Raw genomic sequence first — 20,602 nt, 5'->3', positions numbered from 1 at the left:
ATTCCCGAAGAAAACAGGGTTTTTTTAAAAAACGGTCACATCGAGGCCTAATTTCGTCCTTTTTCGTTAGGGTATAATGTATATACGGGATCGCTTTGCCAAAAGATTTTACTGTCTATATCCATTAAGGTCAAAGGCCCGGTAAATGCGGCCCCGGTATCTAAATTCCAAACCGATGCCGCTTGCAAGGGTTCCGTTTTTCCAATCCGTGTCAAAGGGGTATGCCCAATAAAAATCTCAGGATATTGCAACAACCGCTTAGGGTAAAAAGGGTCCTCAGGTTTTAATTCCGGATGTAGTGAAAGGGCCAACTCCCAAAGGGTACGATCCCAATAAAAGGTTTTGGAAAAATACTCGTGTTCGACTCCTTTAAGATTGGTAAATCCGGCATGGAGAAAGAGCCTGTTTTGGGCATCTAAAAAATAATTTTCCAAGTCTTGGGTCAGAAATCGTAAATGTCTTTTACGCGTGGTTTCATCTGTTTTTGCATACGCATCTACGGTGGCCTGACCGCCATGTATCAACCATTGCTTCCTGGCTTCACCACCGGCCAGCCAATCGGCACAGAGTTCGTCGTGATTGCCCCGTAAAAAAGTACAGCGGTATGTTTGGCGCAAGGCCATTAGAAAATCGAGGGTAGCTACGGCATCACTCCAACCGTCTACATAATCTCCCAAAAAAATCAGATGGTCTTCGGGTTTGGGCCTGGCCCGATCCAAAACTTGTTCCAGGCCTTTTATGCCCCCATGGATATCGCCAATAACAAAGGTTTTCATGTACTAATAGGTTGGTTTACGTTATTAGCCAGCAAACTTCGCCAATATTAATATCAGTACACCTATAAAGAGCACCAAAAAGAAAATTTTCCAGAAAGAATAGGGGCGTTTACCAGTTAGGGCGCCGGTTTGGCCATTGATGTAGAAATGATAGCGTTTTCCCTTAAAGGTGTAATTGCTAATGAAAATGGGTAGCAACACATGTTTAAAGGTCTCATTGGCCAAATTGATATCGGCACTTGATATACGTTGGGTATCGCCACCGATATCCCTCCGGATCCAGTTATGGGCGATGGATTTTACTTGGGCAAACGAACGTTTGTGACCTTCCTTTAGGGAAACTGTATATTTTTCGGTGACAAAACCCGAGAGGTATTTGGTGTCGTAACCGACTAAGTCGTCCATACGCCAATGACTTATTTTAGCGGGAATGGCCTCGGCACGTTTTTCGGCGGCATTCACCAAAACATCGTCTACAAAACCACTTACCCTTCCAGAAGCCGAACGCCAACGGGTTTTACGTACCTGTTGGGTCTGTACCCCATTTTTGGTCTTTACCCTTTGGGTCTCGTAATAATAATCGCCGCGTTGGCCGCGGTAATCGGCGGTAAGGTCGGCATCAAAGGTCCAATAGGGTAAATATACCCCATGCATAGCCTCGGGATCCAAGGCGGCCTTTTTTAAACTGTTCGGGGCGAACCAAATGCCTTTGACCCAATTTTTGAACAATTGGCGCCCTTTTTTGGCATCGAGCTGAAATGGTATAAGTCCGCCGGGGCGGATCCATTGCTCCGAGGCCGATTCCTCCTTGATCAAAGGTTCGCTACAATAAATACAGTGCAGACTTTGGTAATTCTCTTCGGAATGTTGCTGGGCCCCACAGTTTTTACAATGGAGCACCTCTAAGGTTTCGGTATGGGCATATTGGCCAACCAGCTCTAGATAATGGGCCAGTTCCAGTTCTTCCAAACTGGTTTTATTGGTTTCGATGAACTCTTCATAGCCGCAATACCCACAGCCCAATTGATGGGTGCCGGGTTTATAGGTAAGCTCGGCCCCACAATTGGGACAGGGTTTTTTCTTTTCCGAAAAAACGTCGGGTGTTTCTTGCATAGGGTTTTCCTAGAATGCGAAAAAATTAATTTCCGGGTAAGGGTGGTGGGGTGTTGCCCCCAAGGAAACTTTGTAGTTCGGCCACATCTTTTAGTGCGGTCCATTGTGCCAAACCGGGTTTCCATACCAAAGAATCCTTATTAATGGTACGGGCCGCGAACAGCTCTCGAAGACGTTCCATGGGTACCGGACCCAGTTGTTGACCGTTTACCGCATAATGGTACAAGGTCTGTGTGGGCATGGGAGGTGGCACCGCCTGCGTTGCCTGGGCGGCCGATTGTCCTTGGTTAAAGTTCATGTTCTGCCCCATTTGTTGGGCCAATACAAAGCCCATGCCCATGCCCATACCGGCCCCAGCGGTGCCGCCTTCGTTCTTGGCAGCGGCCTCCATGGCCTTGGCGGTCTTGAATTGGGTCAGTTTGGCCATATCCAATTTGTCCAATCGGCTGTATTCGAAAATCTCTTTTTTAAGTTCTTCGGGCATGGAAACGTTTTCGATATAAAAGCGCTCCAACAAAATACCCACCCTACCGAACTCGGGCTGCATAACCTCTTGGCAGGTTTCGGAAAGTTCAGAAGTATTTGCGGCATAGAGTTCCAACGGAATATTGGCCTCGCCTACGGTATCGGTAAAACGGGTAACGATCAAACTCTTTAAATGCTCGTTTACTTCATAGTTGGTAAAATTGGCATCGGTACCTACTACATCTACCACGAATTTTCCGGCATCTTCTATCTTAAAGCTATAGGTGCCAAAAGCCCTAATCTCTACCAGACCAAAACGATCGTCGTTAAGCATGATCGGGTTTTTGGTACCCCATTTCTCATCGGTGAACAAGCGGGTGTTTACAAAATAGACCTCAGCCTTGAAGGGGGAGTTAAATCCATATTTCCATCCTTTTAAAGTGGCCAAAATGGGCAAGTTCTGAGTATTCAGGGTATAAGTGCCCGGCCCAAAGACATCGGCTAGCTGACCTTCGTTGATAAATACCGCGGTCTGCCCCTCGCGTACGATCAATTGTGCCCCGTTTTTTATCTCGTTTTGGTAGCGTTCAAAACGATGTACAATGGTATCGTTGGTATTGTCGAGCCACTCGACTATATCTATAAATTCGTGGCTGAGTTTCTTTTTGATTTCGTCGAATAGACCCATGGATAAGTGTTTTATGAAATTGAGTAAAAAGGTACTAAAAATGCTTGAAATTATAGGTATACCCTTCCTTTAGTTCCCTTTTTTTAAAATAAAGGTTTTTACCCTGAAGAGATATGTATGGTCCCCTTCCCAAACAAGTTCTGTTTTTACACAATAATCATCCAGACATACAATATTTTGTGAATTTGATAATAAAAATATGTATTTTAACTCCGCTAATTTAAACAACCTTTTATGAGAACATTTTTACCCAAGGGCATCCTATGCCTAATCCTCACCTTGGGCTTTCTGTTTGTTTCTCCCTTATCACGGGCACAGAAGCTGCAACAGACCCACAACCAAAACCTTCAAAAAGGACATGCGCTATACAAGCAGTCCAAAATCTACGACAGCAAAACCGGACCGGTAGGGGTCAAGCCCGAAAGAGTGGGAGACCGCGCCATGGATCGGTGGTTGCATGAACTTGAACAGACCCGAGATCCGCAGACCCAAGAGATTCCTGTTGGTATTCGCGAACTATCGGCTAATTTTTCGAACAAAATCACCGAGAGGGATGCCAGCGGCGATGCTACGGCTAAAACCGGATCAGAAACCGAAAAAAGAGCTCGATTCTCCTACTGGAAAAACCGCGGCCCCGGAAACGTTGGCGGTCGTACCCGGGCCTTGGCCTTAGATCGTAATAATGAGAATATCATATTTGCCGGGGGAGTTTCCGGTGGTTTATGGCGTTCTACTGATAAGGGTGAAAGCTGGAAAAAAGTGACCAAATCGTATCAATCGCCCAGTATTACGGCTATTGTTCAAGATCCCAGACCGGGAAAACACCGTATATGGTATTATGCCTCCGGGGAACGTTTTGGCAACTCGGCCAGTGCCGGAGGTGCCTTTTATGCGGGCTCAGGAATTTACAAATCGTATAATAATGGGCGTAGTTGGTATCGTTTGCGCAATAGTAATGACAATGATGTTACCTCTTTTTCGGCCCTTGATTTAATCAATAGCATTGCTATTCATCCAGATAACGGAGATTTGTATGCCGCTACTTTTAATGGGGTGCAACGTTCGACCGATGGAGGGCGTAATTTTGAAGAAGTGCTGGCCAGTGGTTTCGATGTTACTACCGAGGTTATGATCACACCCGAAGGGGTTATCTATGCCACCGTAGAGGCCAATACCGATGGTACCCAAGGTTACTATACTTCTACCGATGGTGAAAACTGGACGGAGATCAGTCCGGATATACCTTTTGTATATGGTCGAACTGTAATGGCCTACGATCCTTCGAATTCCAATAGGGTTTATTTCTTTGCCCAAAATTTGGTCGACGCCGATTTTCCTTTTCTCTTAAGATATGATGCCGATGCAGAAGAAGATGCGCAATGGACTAATCTTAGTGCCAACCTTCCGGTGAACATCGGTGGTTTGGCCGGAAACCTGAACCTGCAAGGCGACTATAATATGTTGGTACGTGTAAGTCCGCATAACCCTGATTTGGTTTTTGTAGGAGGTACCAACCTCTACCGTTCTACCGATGGCTTTACCAGTCCGGTAGGTCGTGAAGGTTGGATCGGGGGCTATACCGCCACCGCCAATAGTTATGCCTTGTATGATAACCACCATCCGGATCAGCATAATATGGTGTTTTCGCCAACGGATCCCGAAGTGGCGATTTCTTCCAATGACGGGGGTGTTCAAATTACCGGGAATTTATCCGATACCACAGCGGTGGCTTCGGTGCAGTGGACCTCCTTGAACAATAAATACGTTACCACCCAACCCTATGCCTTCTCTTTTGATCCAAGCGGTAAAAGCGATGATCTTTTGGCCGGTTTTCAAGATAATGGTACTTGGTTTACCGATTCTACAAGTATTAATAAAGACTGGATAGAAGATTTTGGGGGCGATGGGTCTTATAATGCCATTTCTGATGAAGGTCGTACCCGATATGTGTCTTCACAATTCGGGAACCTGTACCGTTTGAATTTCGATGAAAATGGTGAGTTTGCCTCTTTTACCAAGGTAACCCCGGCCGGTGCTTCCGGTTTCCGGTTCGTGGCCCCTTTCCTTTTAGATCCGAACAACGACAATATTATGTATATGCCCGCGGGCAATACCATGTGGCGTAACAATGATCTCGATGCCATTCCTTTGTTCTCTACCGCCAATGCTTCCGAAGGTTGGGTAAATATGTCGCAAAGCGCGGTGCCCGATGGTAGTATTACGGCCATGGATGTTTCTAAATATCCTATTGCAAATACCTTATATTACGGTACTAGTGCGGGCGCCATTTTTAAGATGAAGAACGCCAATATCGATGATCAGGAAGCGGTGGATATTTCCACTGGAAAAGGCCTTCCAGAAGGTGGCTTTATCAATAACATTTATGTAGACCCTACCAACGATCAACGGGTTTTTGCGGTTTTCTCCAATTATAATATCCCCAGTATTTTTATGAGTAAGAATGGAGGGGAAACTTGGGTCGATATATCCGGAAACTTGGAAGAAAATAAAGACGGTACCGGTAACGGGCCTTCTGTACGTTGGATCGCCATGAATGGTAATAATGACGGCTATTGGGCAGGTACCAGTACCGGATTGTATTTCGCTTGGCGCCTAAAGGGCAAAAAGACGCGTTGGTATAGGGAACCTTTCCGTATCGGCAATGCCGTTGTGGCCCAGGTAAAGACCCGTTCCGACGGTTTCGTGGCCGCTGCCATTCACGGTAATGGGCTCTATAGTGCCAATTTCTGGGTGCGCGAACGTCCTGAACCTAGGCTATCTGTAGAACGCTTGCTTGCCAATGCCCTTTTACCCATGAACTCAGATCCTGTTACCGTAGATATCAGTGGGGTTTTTGCCCATAGTAAAGGCAAGCCGATCGACATCAAATTGACCAATAGTAATCCCGATTTGGTAATGCTGACCCAAGATGGCGATGCTCTTACCTTGACCATATCCCCGGAAATGGAGGGCAGTGCCGCTATTGGCCTAATTGCCACTGCCGGCAAAGAACAGGTTTCTGAAGGCTTTACCGTAAATGTAGTGGAACCGGCGATTTATCAGCAATTGGATCCTATTGTTTCCTCGGCACCTTCGCAACTGTTCGGCGATTTTGGAGCCTTGGTTTCTTCGGCAGACGATTTTATCGTGCCTAACGGAAGCAGTTGGACCGTTGATCGGGTTACCGCCTTTGGAGGGGCGAATAACAACCCTGATTTCACTGAAGCCTCAGTCGTAATTTATGCCGATAACGGTGGCGCCCCAGGCGATATCGTTTATTACAGTGGCGCTATTGCACCGACCTCTGATATTAATGATCCCAATTTAGCTTTAGAACTGCCTGAAGCCATAGATTTGGCCAGTGGTACCTATTGGTTGAGTGTTTTTGCCAACCTTAATTTTGGTCCGAATGCGACGCAGTGGTTCTGGAGTACCCAAGAACGTGTGGTGGGTAATGAAAATGCCTTTAACGATCCTGCCGATTTGTTCGGAACTGGGGCAACGAGTTGGACTCCCATTTCCGTGGCTTTCGGGCGGGTACCATCCGATTTCGTATTCCAAATCTTTGGAGATGTCCATGGGGAAGCCGAGGAAGAAGAAGGCGGTAGGACTGAGGTTGCGATGGAAACCCCTCAAAGTGGTGTGGCCCAAGATCCCATTTCGCCCGATGTAGATAATTTGGTGTCCATTAGCCCTAAATTAACGACTTCGGTATGGCCCAACCCTTCTACGGCCGTATTCAACTTTTCGGTGCAGCAGGTAGAGAAGACCCAACTGACGGCCAAGGTCTATAGTTTGGGCGGACAAATGGTATATAGAAACGATAATGTCTCCAGTGCCGAAAGTTTTAGCTGGAATGCCTCAGGGGTCCCCGCAGGGATCTATTTGGTTAAGATCAGCGGACAAGGGGTAGACCGAATTTTTAAGATTGTTAAGAAGTAAAACACATTAAATAGTATTATTAAAGGCGGGAGTTCATCGAATTTCCGCCTTTTTAACATCTGACCAGGAGGGTTTTAGCGTACATAAGCCAATTAAACCCCCGGATCATGAAAAAATTTGTAATTCTATTAGTAACGGTATGCCTTTTTGGGGCCTGTAGTACCGATTCAAGTGATGTCGAATATACTAATGCCGAAAATGAAAACAATCCCACTTTGGAAAACGCCTTATCGAGCCCCGATGGTATTGGTGTTAACCTACGAATAATGGCCATTCCTGAAGGCTCGACCGAAGTATGCGGGCTCAAAAAACAGCAAGTGGCCGAAATCGAGATTCTTCAGGTAAACAAAGTTGGGCGTAACCTTACCCATACCCCAAAGAAGAATACACGTTTTAATTGGGAGTTCCTTTCTGGTACCGATGCCTTGGAAGTCGGACAAGTGCTACAAGTTAGTGCCAAGGAAAAACTTTGCCCCAACGGTACCACCTATTTTTCGGTATTGAGTTATAAGCAAGTAAGTCTCGGAGATTAATCAATTTAGGGTTTACGGTCTGTAATCGTTACCTTGGGTCTTTTGTATTCTTGTTTGTATGAAGACCGTATACGCCATTGGCGAAGTATTGATAGATTTTGTGGCTACCGAACATGCCAACGATTTGGTAATGGCGGGCCATTTTGCCAAAAAACCTGGTGGGGCCCCGGCCAATGTAGCCTGTGCCATTAGTAAGTTGGGCGGGCAAAGTGCATTTTTAGGTGCTGTAGGCCATGATCCCTTTGGTGAATTTCTGTTGGAGGTACTCGGAAAAGAAGGGGTAGATACCCATTTGGCCCAACGCACCCATACCTTTACCACTCTCGCTTTTGTGTCTTTAAGTGCCCAAGGGGAACGCGATTTCGTATTTAGTAGAGGGGCCGATAAAGAACTGAAATACGATAAACGCCTTAAAAAAGTCTTTAAAGAAAATATGGTGCATTTTGGGGCGGCCACCGCTTTTTTGGGCGGCGAGTTGGAAGGTGCCTATGGCCGCTATTTTTTCGATGCCCTTACCCAGGGTAGTTTTATCAGTTTTGACCCCAATTACCGAGAGAACCTATGGAAAGACGGGCCCGAACGCTTCATAAAAAAATGCCTGCCCTATATAGAAAAAGCCCATTTGTGTAAGTTTAGCTTGGAGGAGGCCCAACTGTTGTCCGGGGAGCAAGATGTAGACAAAGCCTTGGATTTTTTCCACCAACATTCTGAGGCGATTATTTGTATTACCTTGGGCGAAGCCGGTACCCGTTTAAGTGTACCAAAATTTCGAGACACCATAGCCAGTATATCCGTTGATCCCATTGATACCACTGGGGCCGGCGATGCCTTTATGGGCTGCCTACTGTATCAGATTTCACAATTGGAAAACTCTTTCGAACTGGCGCAAAGCATCCCTGTATTGACCCAAATGGTTACACGGGCCAATAGGGCAGGTGCCCATACCACTACTGGTTATGGGGCTATACCAGCCTTACCCGACACTCAGGATCTTGAGAAATACTGAATTTTGATTTAATTGGTAGGTTTTGATTGCTTACCCTTAATTATATCGCACCTTACGGAGCACCCGGATCGATTCTTTTAGAGAGGCATATATCTTACGGTCGATGGACTTGATCAAACTTTTGGCCGCTTCCATTTTTTCTTTGGCCTCCTCGAAGCCATTGAGGTAGCAGATCAGGTAGATTTCGGGCAACTGGGCCAAGTCGCGTAGCTCTTTGGGCTTTAAGACTTGTTTGTCGCCTAATTTCCGGAGTAGGGCATTGTTGGTGTTGTAGGCATGGTGCAATACCGCCTTGTCGTATTGCGGGGGTTCGAAAACCAGATCCTTGTCGATATGGTAATGTCCGTTTTCCGAAAAAGTGATGACGGTTCTTTCCAGGGGATAGTATTTTTTCTCAGGGCCAATGCCCAAATACACATACTCTAAAGTGGCGAACGAATCGCCGTCGTAAGTAATAGTGACCTCGTCTAGGGCCGAATAGAACAATTGTACTTGTTCGGTAATCAACTCAATGTCTACCCGCGAATAATAGAGTTGATCCTTTACCCTTTTCTCGTGTCCGGCCCAGCAGAGCACGAATTGGTCTTTAAACACCCGATAAAAGGCCGGAAGGTCTTTATGACGTTCGTTCATAAAATTCATTACCCCATCCAAGGTATGGGTAATATTGTTGCGCGAATGCTGCTCCAGCTCCTGTACCAAATGCGAGTTGATATCCTTCATTTCGATATCGAACACCTTGGGCAGGCTTATACTGCCTTCCCTAAAAAAAACTGAACCGCCGTAATACTTCCAAATGTTCTTACGTAGGGCACAAATGGTACCGCTCGAGGTAATGCTTACCAAACCCACTACCTTACCTTCGGGCAAACCGGGAAAGGGAATATTCTCATAGGAAATTATAGGCGGGTTATCCAAATAGGCGTTTACTAGGTTTTGGATCTTACTATCGTCGTAAAAATCGACCCCGACCACCTCGTTATCGGCATCTTCTACCCCAATGAGGATGTAGGAGTTGTTTTTAGGGTTGCTATTGGCCAAGGCGCAAACATGCTTTAAAAATTTGGCCTTACCTTCTTTTTGTCCAAAGTTGATCTTGCGCTTTTTGTCGTAAAAGCTGTTCTCGCCCACATAGGCCAACAGGTTTTTTACCAAAAGGCGCTTATTGATCATAGCGTTTTCTTGATTTGCGTACTACTGGCTTGGGCCGTGGGCAATACCAATAGATCGGCAATGTTTACATGGTAAGGTCTGCTGATCACAAAATAGATGATATCGGCGATATCTACCGCCTGTAGGGCCTGGTAGCCCTGGTAAACCGTCTTGGCCCGATCGGCATCACCTTTAAAACGTACATCGGAAAATTCAGTTTCCACCAATCCCGGATGAATGGCCCCTACCTTAATGCCTAAGGGGTTAAGGTCCATACGCATGCCTTGGTTCAAAGCATCTACGGCATGTTTGCTGGCACAGTACACGCTACCTTTGGCGTATACTTCTTTACCGGCTAAAGAGCCGATATGGATAATATGACCGTTTTCACGCGCCACCATTTGCGGAATGATCGCTTTGGAAACGTACAAAAGCCCTTTTACATTAATGTCCATCATGGCATCCCAATCGTCTAGGGATCCCTCCTGAACCGTTTCGAGACCATGGGCGTTTCCGGCATTGTTGATCAATAGGTCTATGGTATTGAAATCTTCAGGCAGGCTGGCTATTTCTCGGAATACAGCTTTCTTGTCGCGTACATCGAAACACAAGGTATGTACCCGAACTTTTTTCGATAGGGAAGTTTTGAGTTCTGCCAATCGGGCCTCGCGTCGCCCGCACAGAATCAGGTCGATGCCTTCTTGGGCAAAACGTTCGGCCGTGGCCTTTCCAATACCGCTACTGGCTCCCGTAATCAGGGCCGTTACGCTCTTTTTGGTCATTTTTTTAAGAATTTAGGGAACATCATGTCCGTGGCTAGCTTTTAACAGATGGAACCAATCTATCAGTTCCAATTCGAGGTTTAAGGCGGCTTGGCTATCGGCAATTCTATCGGGATCCGTAGTGCCGATTACAGGGTGTATCTGGGCCGGATGTTTGAGTAACCAGGCCAGGATTAGTTGGTTTTCGCTTATCCCATATTTTTCGGTCAAAATGGCCAATTGTTTTTTAATGCGTTTTTTAGGTTCGGTATCTGCTTGGAACAGTCCGCCTAACGGACTCCAAGCCATGGCCATACGTTGGTGTTGTATACAATCGTCCAAGGTGCCGTCGTATAAAGTAGCCACTTGGGTCAGGGAGCATTCTACTTGGTTGCCTTGAACGGGAACCCTGCTATGTATTAGGGCCGTCTGTGACGGTGTAAAATTTGATACCCCAAAATCGATGATCTTACCGGCCTTTCGCAATCGGGTTACGGCCTCGGCGATCTCATCGGGCTGCATTAATGGGCTCGGTCTGTGCATCAACAGCATATCGAGATAGTCGGTACGTAGGTTTTTTAAAGACTGTTCCACTTGGGCCATAATATAGGCCGTATCGTATTGGTAATGCCCTATATCATGCGGTCGGGCCTCGCATTTGAACTGAATGCCACATTTACTGATCAATTGGATCTGATCCCTGGGAATGTTGGCTCCTGCCCAGGCTTTTCCGAAATCGGCCTCGTTGGTATAACCGCCATAAATATCGGCATGGTCAAAGGTAGAAATACCCTGTGCGATACAGTGGTGCATTAAGGTTTGCATACCCTTTGTAGAGAGCGCTTTACCCCAGCTGCCCCAGGTCATGGTACCGGCAATGATTCGGGAGTAGGATCGAGATGTTAACATGTTTGCCAATTTAGGCAATTCATCCCTTAAATTCGTTATAAAATAAGGGCTTCGGCACGTTTTTTAACCAATAATTAACAGCGGATCTATAAATAAATTTTCATTTTGCGGGTTGAACGTAAACACGTTTTATTTGTAAAAAAATTACCCAATGGAAGAGAATACTACGGTGGATATTGCCGCTGTGAATGAGAAGATCGCTCAAGAGAGTGCCTTTATCGATTTATTGGTAACCGAGATGAACAAAGTAATCGTTGGCCAAAAGCATATGGTAGAACGTTTACTTATCGGTTTGTTGGGCCAAGGCCACATTTTGTTGGAAGGAGTTCCCGGACTGGCGAAAACCTTGGCTATCAATACACTTTCCAAGGCGGTAAAAGGTAGTTTTAGCCGTATACAGTTTACCCCAGATCTTTTGCCTGCCGATGTGGTCGGTACCATGATCTACAATATCAAGGAGAACGATTTTTCGATCAAAAAAGGACCTATTTTCGCCAACTTCGTATTGGCGGATGAGATCAACAGGGCGCCGGCTAAAGTGCAATCGGCATTGTTAGAGGCCATGCAGGAAAAGCAGGTAACCATTGGCGATGAGACTTTTGTGCTCGACAAGCCCTTTTTGGTAATGGCGACCCAAAACCCGGTAGAGCAAGAAGGGACCTATCCGTTACCGGAAGCCCAGGTAGACCGTTTTATGCTGAAGTGTGTTATCGATTACCCCAAGGTGAACGACGAGCAATTAATCATGCGTCAAAACCTAAACGGTGGTTTTGCCCAGGTAAACCCCGTGGTTTCCCTAGAACAGATCCTTTCGGCCCAAAAAGCGGTACGTGAAGTGTATATGGACGAAAAAATCGAGAAATATATTCTCGATATCATCTTCGCCACCCGTTATCCTGAAAAATACAATCTAGAGAAGCTTAAGCCGCTTATCGGGTTCGGGGCCTCTCCTAGGGGAAGTATCAATATGGCCATGGCCGCCAAATGTTATGCCTTTATCAAACGTAGGGGGTATGTGGTTCCTGAAGATGTACGTGCCGTAGTCCACGATGTATTACGTCATCGTATCGGAATCACCTACGAGGCCGAGGCCGAAAACATCACTTCCGAAGAGATTATAAACAAGATCGTAAACGAAATCGAAGTGCCTTAAACCAAGGCGACTTTTTATAGATTCGATCAAACCAGAGAACACCGCCATCCCAAGTCAGGTCTAAACCATGGATACTAAGGAATTACTCAAAAAAGTCCGAAAAATAGAGATCAAGACAAGACGCTTGTCCGATCATATTTTTGGAGGGGAGTACCACTCTACCTTCAAAGGGCGGGGTATGATCTTTAGTGAAGTGCGCCAATACCAATATGGCGACGATGTTAGGGCTATAGACTGGAATGTGACCGCACGTTATAACGAACCTTATATCAAAGTATTCGAAGAAGAGCGGGAACTGACCATGATGCTTATGGTAGACATTAGCGGTTCGGGCTTGTTCGGCACGGTAAACCAGTTTAAGCGGGCTGTGGCTACCGAAATAGCGGCTACCTTGGCTTTTTCGGCCCTACAGAACAACGATAAGGTTGGGGTGGTCTTGTTCAGCGACCAGGTAGAATTGTTCATTCCGCCCAAAAAGGGGAAAAGCCATGTACTGCGCATTATTCGCGAGCTGTTGGAGTTTGAACCCCAAAGCCCTAAAACCGATATTGCCGGGGCCTTACGCTTTATGAGCAATGTAATGAAGAAAAAGGCCATTGTGTTCGTACTGTCTGATTTTGTTGATGATGGTTATGGGCAAACCCTAAAGATCATGGGTAAAAAGCACGATATCACTGGTATTCGCTTGTACGACCCTAAAGAAGAGGCCATTGGTAATATGGGAATGGTGCAGTTTCTCGATGCCGAGACCGGTACTACCCAGTGGGTAAATACCCGATCGCGAAAAGTGCGGACCAACTATGGGAAATTCCATGCCGATCGGGCCAACTATTTCCAAGAAAGCCTTACCAAGGCCGGATGCGGCACTTTGAGTTGTAGGGTAGACGAGAGTTATGTAAAAAAATTATTGGCATATTTTAAGCGCAGGGGTTAATGAGGCAGGTGTTCACTCACATAAATAATAACCGATCGGCGACCAAAAGGACTCCACTCTTTTGGTTGTTGGCTTTTTGTATGCTTCCGTTTATCGGCTTGGCCCAAGAGGCTACCATGGCGGTTTCGGTAGATACCACCCAAATCCGAATTGGGGAACAGATTCAATATAGTTTTACCGTAGAGGCCGATACTACCGATTTGGTACACTTTCCCGAAGGGCAGACTTTTTCTCCCCTGGAAATGGTGGAAGCCTTTACCACCGATACCGTAAAGGCCAACGGACGTATGACCTTAGAAAAGGTCTATGCCCTAACCCAATTCGATTCAGGCGCCTATACCATCCCGCCCCAACGGATCCAAATCAACGAAAAGGCCTTTATGACCGATTCGTTTCGTATTGCCGTGGGTACCGTGGCCGTAGATACCACTACCCAAAAAATGTATGATATCAAGGGCTTACAAGAAGTGTCAAAGGGACCTTGGCGCATTTGGGGATTGCCCTGGTATATTTTCTTTGGTATAGTACTGGCCGTATTGGCAGCCTTGGCTTTTGGGATATACTACTTTTTCTTCCGTAAAAAACAATTGACCGAGGCCGAAAAGGAAGCCTTGTTGCCACCGTATGACAGAGCCTTGTTGGAGTTGAAGCGTTTAGAGAATTCGCGTTACATTATCCAGGATGAATACAAAAAATACTATTCTGAGCTAACGGATATCGTACGTTCTTATCTCGAAGAGGAGGTAAACGTTTCGGCCATGGAAAGCACCACCGATGAGTTGATCACCAAACTCGAAATGATGGCCGATGCCGGAAGCTTGGATTTGGAGAACGATACCATTAAGCAGTTCAAACAGGTATTGCAAACGGCCGATTTGGTAAAGTTCGCCAAGCGGAAACCCGAATCGTCAGTGGCCGAACAAGACCGTAAACATATTGAACATATTGTAGTGAAAACCAAGGAGGCCATTCCGGAGCCTACTGAGGAAGAGCTACAGCAAACCGAGGCCTATTTGGCCGAATTGGCCGCTAAAAGACGCCGCAACTACTGGATTTATGCCGGGGTGGCCGGACTCTTTTTAATTTTGGCCGGATTGGGTATCGCCATGGCCAAATACGGGGCTACCTATGTGAAGGATACTATTTTAGGACACCACACAAAAGAATTGTTGGAGGAAAAAGACTGGGTGAGTAGTAGTTATGGTTTTCCACCCGTACATATCAGTACCCCAAAAGTTCTGGTGCGCCAGAAAGTAGAACTACCGGCCGAAGCCAAGGCCGCCATACTCGATGTCAATGCGTTTATGTACCGTAGCTCTGTCGGACTGTTTACCGTTGGGGTCATCTCTAATACCTATAAGGCCGAGACCGAACCCGATTTTCAAGGAGCCATTGAGGGCCTACTGGCCGAACTCGAATCTAAAGGCGCCAAGAATATAACCACCAAACAAGACGAGTTTACCACCCAAGCTGGTGTTACCGGTGCCAAATGTTATGGCTCGGGTAAATTCGCCGTACCGGAGTCCGATGAATTGATTCGGGGTAAATATGCGGTGTATCTTTTTGGGGGTAAAGGCTTTTTACAACAAGTTATGATTACTTGGCTCGATGGGGATGAATATGCCGAAGAAATCGCAAAGCGAATTGAAGGCAGTATAGACGTAAAAACGGAATAATGGAAGGTATAACTTTTGCACATCCACAGTTTTTTTGGTTGCTCTTAGCGCTACCCGTGGCCTTGGCATGGTATATCTTTAAAAGAGATCAACAGGCCCCAAGCCTTCGCATGTCCAGTACCCAAGGTTTTGGCGATGGGGGTTGGTTGCCCAAACTACGTCACGGACTCATTTTGTTGAGGTTATTGGCGCTGGCCGCTGTCATTACCGCCTTGGCCCGACCCCAGACCCAAGATGTATCTTCCAAGACCAAGACCACCAAAGGTATCGATATCGTTATGGCCATAGATGTTTCTAGTTCTATGTTGGCCCGCGATTTAAAGCCCTACCGATTGGAGGCCTTGAAAGAAGTGGCTTCCGAATTCATTAAAGAACGCCCCAACGATCGTATTGGCTTGGTTGTCTATGCGGGCGAAAGCTATACCAAAACCCCCATTACCAGCGATAAGGCCATTGCGTTGCGTTCGTTGGAAGAGATTACCTATGGTCAATTGAACGATGGTACCGCCATCGGCATGGGATTGGCCACTTCGGTAAATAGACTGAAGGACAGTAAGGCCAAAAGTAAGGTGGTGATCTTACTTACCGATGGGGTAAACAATGCCGGGGCCATAGAACCGGCAACGGCGGCCGAATTGGCGGTGGAATTCGGTATAAAGACCTATACTATAGGTTTGGGAACCAATGGCAATGCGTTATCGCCTATTTCCTATAACCCCGATGGTTCGTTCCGTTTTGGGATGCGGCAGGTAGAAATCGATGAAAAGTTGCTACAGGAAATAGCGGCGACCACCGGAGGGCAATATTTTAGGGCGACCAATAATGCCTCTTTAGAAAGTATATACGACGAGATCAATAAACTCGAAAAAACGGAAGTAGAGGAAATCAAGTTCCGTAGGTTTGAGGAAAAATTCAGGCCGCTGATCTTTTTGGCAGGTATTTTACTGTTGTTGGAATGGGTATTGGCGAATACGCTGTTTAGAAGTATGTTATAAGTATGGTACAGTTCGACGAAAAAGGCTATTTTATCTTACTGGCAATCTTGCCGGTGCTCGTGCTATTCTATGTATTGTTCGGCATCTGGCGAATGAAGACCCGTAAAAAATTCGCCCAACCCGATCTTATGGCACGCCTTATGCCCGATCGTTCCAAATTCAAGGGCAGCTTAAAATTGATACTCTTTTGCGCGGGCTTGGCCTTTTTGACCTTTGGCTTGGTAAACCCGAAAATGGGTACTAAACTAGAGACCGTTAAACGAGAAGGGGTAGATATCGTTTTCGCCGTCGATGTTTCTAAAAGTATGTTGGCCGAAGATATCGCACCCAACCGCTTGGAGAAGGCCAAACGTTTGGTTTCGGAAATAGTGAATTCTTTGGTAAGCGACCGTATCGGAATTATCGCCTATGCCGCCCAAGCCTATCCGCAATTACCCATAACCACCGATTATGGTGCCGCCAAACTCTTTTTACAGAGTATGAATACCGATATGATGTCGTCACAAGGTACCGCCATAGATCAGGCTATTGAACTGGCTACTTCCTATTATAACGACGACGAGCAGACCAACAGGGTGCTGTTCATTATCTCTGATGGGGAAGACCATAGTGGCAATGCTACCTTGGATGTGGTTGAAAAAGCCACCGAAAAGGGGATCAAGATCTTTACCATTGGGGTAGGTAACGAAAAAGGGGCGCCCATTCCCATGAAGATCAATGGTATTGTAGAGAGTTTAAAGAAAGACCAAGATGGCGAGGTAGTGATTACCAAACTGAACCCTGAAGTTTTGGAAGAGATTGCCGATGAAGGCAACGGACGCTATGTAGATGGCTCCGATACCAAAGCTGCCATAGCGGCCATTACCGACGAACTCGAACAAATGGATAAAACCGAATTCGAGGCCCAGCAATTCGCCGATTTCAAAGATCAGTTCCAGTGGTTTTTGGGCATAGGCCTCCTTTTCTTGTTTTTAGACATTTTCGTATTGGATCGTAAGACCAATTGGTTACGTAAGTTAAATCTATTCAATGAACATGGCGATGATAAAAAATAGCATTACCGCGGTACTACTTTTGGTGGTTGCCTGTGTTTTTGGACAGGATCAAGAAGCGGTTGAAAAAAAGAAACGCCTGGCTCTGGAAGTTTCCCAAAACCTGACCTGGGAAGGGAACCAAAAATTGAGTGAAAACCAATTTGCCTCGGCCGAAGCCAACTACCGTAAGGCAATAAGTAAAAGCAATGCCAATGCGGCTGCGCCCTACAATTTGGGTAATGCCCAGTACAACAATGGGTCGTTCAACGAAGCTTTTGGCCACTATAAAAAAGCTGGGGAAACCGCGGCTTCCAAGGGAGAGAAACACAATGCTTATCACAATATGGGCAATGTGTTCATGCAGAACAAACAGTACGAAAAAGCCGTAGAGGCGTATAAAGAATCGTTGCGTAAGGATCCTACCGACGAAGAGACCCGTTACAATCTGGCCCTGGCCCAAGAAATGCTGAAAAAAGAGCAGGAAGAGAACCAGAACAACCAAGACCAAAACGACGAGAACAAAGACCAGGATCAGAATAAGGAAGACGAGAACAAGGATCAGAATAAAGATCAAGATAAGGGCGACAACGACAAAGACGATCAGGGCGACCAAGAAGACGAGAACAAGGAAGGCGATAAGGAGAAAGAAGACAGTAAGGAAGGCGACGGGGACGAAAAGAGCAAAGAGGAAAAACAGGGCGATAAATCCCAAGATCAACAGCAGCAAGAGCAACAACAACAGCCCCGACCCAACCAACTATCGCCCCAACAGGTAAAGAACCTGATGGATGCCATACAGAACGAAGAGAAAAAAGTTAAGGATAAAATGGACGCCAAAAAGGTGAAAGGCGCCAAAGTCAAGAATGAAAAAGACTGGTAAACATAACATAGGTCTAAAGCCGTTTCTCCTGGGGCTGGTATTTCTATTCGTAGGATGGGCCAGCTGGGCCCAAGATGCCAAAACGGTAAATTTTGAACTGAAGCTTTCCAAAGAAACCTTAGGGATCAACGAAAGACTACAGGTCGAATTTGCCATGAACCACGATGGCGATAATTTCCAGCCGCCGAGTTTCGAGGGCTTCCGGGTAGTAATGGGGCCTTCACAATCGATCCAACGTTCCTATATTAACGGTAAAAGACATTATTCCAAGACCTATTCCTATGTTTTGGCCCCTCAGGCACAGGGTACCCAAACCATTGGCCAGGCCAGTATTACCATCAAAGGCCAGGTGTATAAATCGGTACCCAAGACCGTAAAGGTTACCGCTGCGGTAGACAAACCTTCCGATCAGGTTACCGCCGACGATTTTGCCCGTGACAACCTACATTTAGTGGCTGAGGTCTCGGATGCCCGACCCTATTTGAACCAGGCCATTTCAGTAGTGTACAAACTGTATTTTAGCCAGTATGTGAACGTTTCCCATTTTAATCCGCTCGATAATCCGACCTATAATAATTTCTGGAGCCAAGATATTCCCGTAAAACAATATAAGGCGGCCAATGGCACCTACGATGGCAAAGCATATAGGTATGTGATTTTAAAAAGGGTGGTTTTATATCCGCAAAAAACGGGCAAACTCGAACTTGAGCCCTTGTCTTTGGACGTTACCGTAGACGTACCTACCAATAAAAGGGACTTTTTTGGAAGTAGGATCTATACCCAGGCCAATAAAACGGTTTCGGCCGGTAGGCGTACCATTAACGTAAAAGCCTTGCCCGAAGCGGGTAAACCGGCTGGGTTTACAGGTGCCGTGGGTGATTTTGACTTTTTGGTTACCACCAGTAAGACCCATTTGAACGCTTCCGAATCGCTTCAGGCCAAGGTTACCGTAAGCGGAAAAGGGAATCTAAAACTATTCGAACTGCCATCGCCAAGTTTTCCGGCTTCCTTGGAAGTTTACGAACCCGAGTTCGACGAAAAGATACGTACCACCATTTCCGGAATGGACGGTAAAGTGAGCAATAGCTATACCATAGTACCCTCGTATCGGGGCAAATACCCGATTCCGCCCATAAATTTCAGCTACTTTAATCCGAAGACCCAAAAATACCATACCATAGATTCCCAAGAATTATTGGTCAATGTGGTAGAGGGGCCTTTGGCCAGTGGGGCCAATACTACGGCAGCCACCGTGGCTTCCGGCACCAACAAACAGATCGTAAACAGTGGTAAAAACTTCAACTTCTTAAAAACGGCGACCCAATTACAACCCTTGGGTACCACCTATTTCTTTGGTTCCAAATCGTATTGGCTGTGGTTGTTGCTTCCGCTTTTGCTAATACCTTTGGCCATTATCTTTAGGAAGAAACGCGAGGCCATTGCCCAAGATGTGGTAGGGAACAAGGTGAAAAAAGCCAACAAATTGGCCAAACGCTTTTTGTCGGAGGCCAAAAAGAATATGGGCCAAAAAGAACAATTCTATGATGCCCTACACCGCGCCCTACACAATTATCTTAAGGCCAAGTTGAAGATAGAAACCACGGAATTCAGCAAAGACAAGATAACTGATCTGTTGAACGAGAAAGAGGTATCTGAAAATCATATTACCGCCTTTATCTCCCTTTTGCAAAATTGTGAGATGGCGCGTTACAGTCCTTTTTCCGATGTGCAAATGCATCAAGATTACGATAAGGCCAGCGATGTAATATCCCAAATGGACAAACAGTTATGAAGCGTTTAGTTACTTACATATCCGTATTCGTTACCCTAGTGGGATGGGCACAGACCGATACTGCCAATTTGTTCGAGCAGGGGAACAAAGCGTATAATGCCGAAGACTTCGAAGGGGCCATTAGTGCCTATGAAAAGATCTTGGAGACCGGCCAACACTCGGCCGAACTTTACTTTAACCTCGGGAATGCCAATTATAAACTGAACAGGCCAGGACCCAGTATCTACTATTTTGAGAAGGCCCTGTTGTTAAGTCCCGATGACAAAGAAATTCTAGAAAACCTGGCCTATGCCCAGAATATGACCTTGGATGCTTTTGTACCCATGCCCGAGAACGATCTTTCCAATTTTTACAAGAATACCGTAGGCTTGTTAAGTTTTGAGCAGTGGGCCTATGTATCCATTGCCATGATGCTGCTTTTTATCCTAGGGTATTTGATCTACCATTTTTCTGCCCTGGCCAACCGCAAGCGTATCGCCTTTTTAGGGGGTACTACGGCTTTAATCATTTCGGTAGTGGCCGTAGGGCTGGCCTATGTGCGGTATACCGAATTCATGGCCGACGATCCCGCCATTGTCTTCGCTGCGGAGGTTGTAGTAACCGATGCCCCGAATGCCAACGGTGCCGAACGCTTTCGTTTGCACGAGGGAACCAAGGTAATTATCGAAGAAGGTTTCGAGGGCTGGAAAAAGGTACGCATCCCCGATGGGAATACCGGATGGATGCCGGCCGAAGACCTCAAAGCCTTAAAGGATTTTTAACCCTTTTTTATCGGATTACTGGCCGCAAAACC

At 46.2% G+C, this 20,602-nt stretch carries 17 protein-coding genes; 11 read left to right on the top strand and 6 right to left on the bottom strand.

What is annotated here, in order from left to right:
* Positions 1-47: 47 nt before the first annotated feature.
* The 3 genes from B7P33_RS05855 to B7P33_RS05845 are packed head-to-tail and all read right to left on the bottom strand — an operon-like array spanning position 48 to position 3,042.
* Positions 48-776, bottom strand: coding sequence for a metallophosphoesterase (locus B7P33_RS05855; protein WP_097441034.1), 729 nt, complete (start codon positions 774-776; stop codon positions 48-50).
* Between the two features lie 24 nt (positions 777-800).
* On the bottom strand, positions 801-1,889 hold the full coding sequence (locus B7P33_RS05850) for a TFIIB-type zinc ribbon-containing protein (RefSeq protein ID WP_097441033.1): 1,089 nt from the start codon (positions 1,887-1,889) through the stop codon (positions 801-803).
* Positions 1,890-1,914: 25 nt separating this feature from the next.
* Entirely contained in the window at positions 1,915-3,042 is a 1,128-nt protein-coding gene (locus B7P33_RS05845) for an SPFH domain-containing protein (RefSeq protein ID WP_097441032.1), read from the bottom strand.
* 234 nt (positions 3,043-3,276) lie between these two features.
* Between B7P33_RS05845 and B7P33_RS05840 the strand changes: the two genes are divergently transcribed.
* The 3 genes from B7P33_RS05840 (at position 3,277) to B7P33_RS05830 (ending at position 8,523) form a co-directional block, all read left to right on the top strand.
* Positions 3,277-6,984 (top strand): T9SS type A sorting domain-containing protein, encoded by a 3,708-nt coding sequence (locus B7P33_RS05840; RefSeq protein WP_097441031.1) that lies wholly within the window; start codon positions 3,277-3,279, stop codon positions 6,982-6,984.
* A 107-nt stretch (positions 6,985-7,091) separates the two neighbouring features.
* On the top strand, positions 7,092-7,517 hold the full coding sequence (locus B7P33_RS05835) for a hypothetical protein (RefSeq protein ID WP_097441030.1): 426 nt from the start codon (positions 7,092-7,094) through the stop codon (positions 7,515-7,517).
* 58 nt (positions 7,518-7,575) lie between these two features.
* Positions 7,576-8,523, top strand: coding sequence for a carbohydrate kinase family protein (locus tag B7P33_RS05830; RefSeq protein ID WP_097441029.1), 948 nt, complete (start codon positions 7,576-7,578; stop codon positions 8,521-8,523).
* 36 nt (positions 8,524-8,559) lie between these two features.
* Here B7P33_RS05830 and B7P33_RS05825 read toward each other — a convergent pair whose 3' ends face one another.
* From B7P33_RS05825 to B7P33_RS05815, 3 genes are read right to left on the bottom strand one after another with little or no spacing between them, the layout of a single operon-like run.
* On the bottom strand, positions 8,560-9,696 hold the full coding sequence (locus B7P33_RS05825) for an ATP-binding protein (protein WP_097441028.1): 1,137 nt from the start codon (positions 9,694-9,696) through the stop codon (positions 8,560-8,562).
* Complete coding sequence (locus B7P33_RS05820) at positions 9,693-10,457, bottom strand: SDR family NAD(P)-dependent oxidoreductase (protein ID WP_097441027.1); 765 nt, start codon at positions 10,455-10,457, stop codon at positions 9,693-9,695. The genes B7P33_RS05825 and B7P33_RS05820 overlap by 4 nt, the downstream gene beginning before the upstream one ends.
* Positions 10,458-10,469: 12 nt before the next feature.
* A complete protein-coding gene (locus tag B7P33_RS05815) occupies positions 10,470-11,345 on the bottom strand; it encodes an aldo/keto reductase (protein ID WP_097441026.1) in 876 nt (291 codons plus the stop codon).
* A gap of 151 nt (positions 11,346-11,496) precedes the next feature.
* On the opposite strand from B7P33_RS05815, the gene B7P33_RS05810 reads away from it, so the two are divergent.
* From B7P33_RS05810 to B7P33_RS05775, 8 genes are all read left to right on the top strand, one after another.
* The gene (locus B7P33_RS05810; protein ID WP_097441025.1) at positions 11,497-12,498 is read left to right on the top strand and encodes an AAA family ATPase; all 1,002 of its coding nucleotides are present in this window, start codon (positions 11,497-11,499) and stop codon (positions 12,496-12,498) included.
* A 67-nt stretch (positions 12,499-12,565) separates the two neighbouring features.
* Positions 12,566-13,432, top strand: a complete 867-nt coding sequence (locus tag B7P33_RS05805) for a DUF58 domain-containing protein (protein WP_097441024.1) — start codon at positions 12,566-12,568, stop codon at positions 13,430-13,432.
* Positions 13,432-15,108 carry a BatD family protein gene (locus B7P33_RS05800; RefSeq protein ID WP_097441023.1) on the top strand — a complete coding sequence of 559 codons (1,677 nt, stop codon included), beginning with the start codon at positions 13,432-13,434 and terminating at the stop codon, positions 15,106-15,108. Before B7P33_RS05805 ends, B7P33_RS05800 begins: the two co-directional genes overlap by 1 nt.
* Positions 15,105-16,103, top strand: coding sequence for a vWA domain-containing protein (locus B7P33_RS05795; protein ID WP_097441022.1), 999 nt, complete (start codon positions 15,105-15,107; stop codon positions 16,101-16,103). Before B7P33_RS05800 ends, B7P33_RS05795 begins: the two co-directional genes overlap by 4 nt.
* A 2-nt stretch (positions 16,104-16,105) precedes the next feature.
* Entirely contained in the window at positions 16,106-17,158 is a 1,053-nt protein-coding gene (locus tag B7P33_RS05790) for a VWA domain-containing protein (protein WP_097441021.1), read from the top strand.
* Complete coding sequence (locus B7P33_RS05785; protein WP_317042823.1) at positions 17,139-18,017, top strand: tetratricopeptide repeat protein; 879 nt, start codon at positions 17,139-17,141, stop codon at positions 18,015-18,017. Before B7P33_RS05790 ends, B7P33_RS05785 begins: the two co-directional genes overlap by 20 nt.
* The gene (locus tag B7P33_RS05780; protein ID WP_097441019.1) at positions 18,001-19,809 is read left to right on the top strand and encodes a BatD family protein; all 1,809 of its coding nucleotides are present in this window, start codon (positions 18,001-18,003) and stop codon (positions 19,807-19,809) included. The genes B7P33_RS05785 and B7P33_RS05780 overlap by 17 nt, the downstream gene beginning before the upstream one ends.
* A complete protein-coding gene (locus B7P33_RS05775) occupies positions 19,806-20,570 on the top strand; it encodes a tetratricopeptide repeat protein (protein ID WP_097441018.1) in 765 nt (254 codons plus the stop codon). Before B7P33_RS05780 ends, B7P33_RS05775 begins: the two co-directional genes overlap by 4 nt.
* Positions 20,571-20,602: the final 32 nt, after the last annotated feature.

The organism is Sediminicola luteus, assembly GCF_002514735.1.
Taxonomy (GTDB): domain Bacteria; phylum Bacteroidota; class Bacteroidia; order Flavobacteriales; family Flavobacteriaceae; genus HQA918.
Note: the sequence above shows the minus strand (reverse complement) of the source record. Positions and strands in the feature narration are given on the sequence as shown.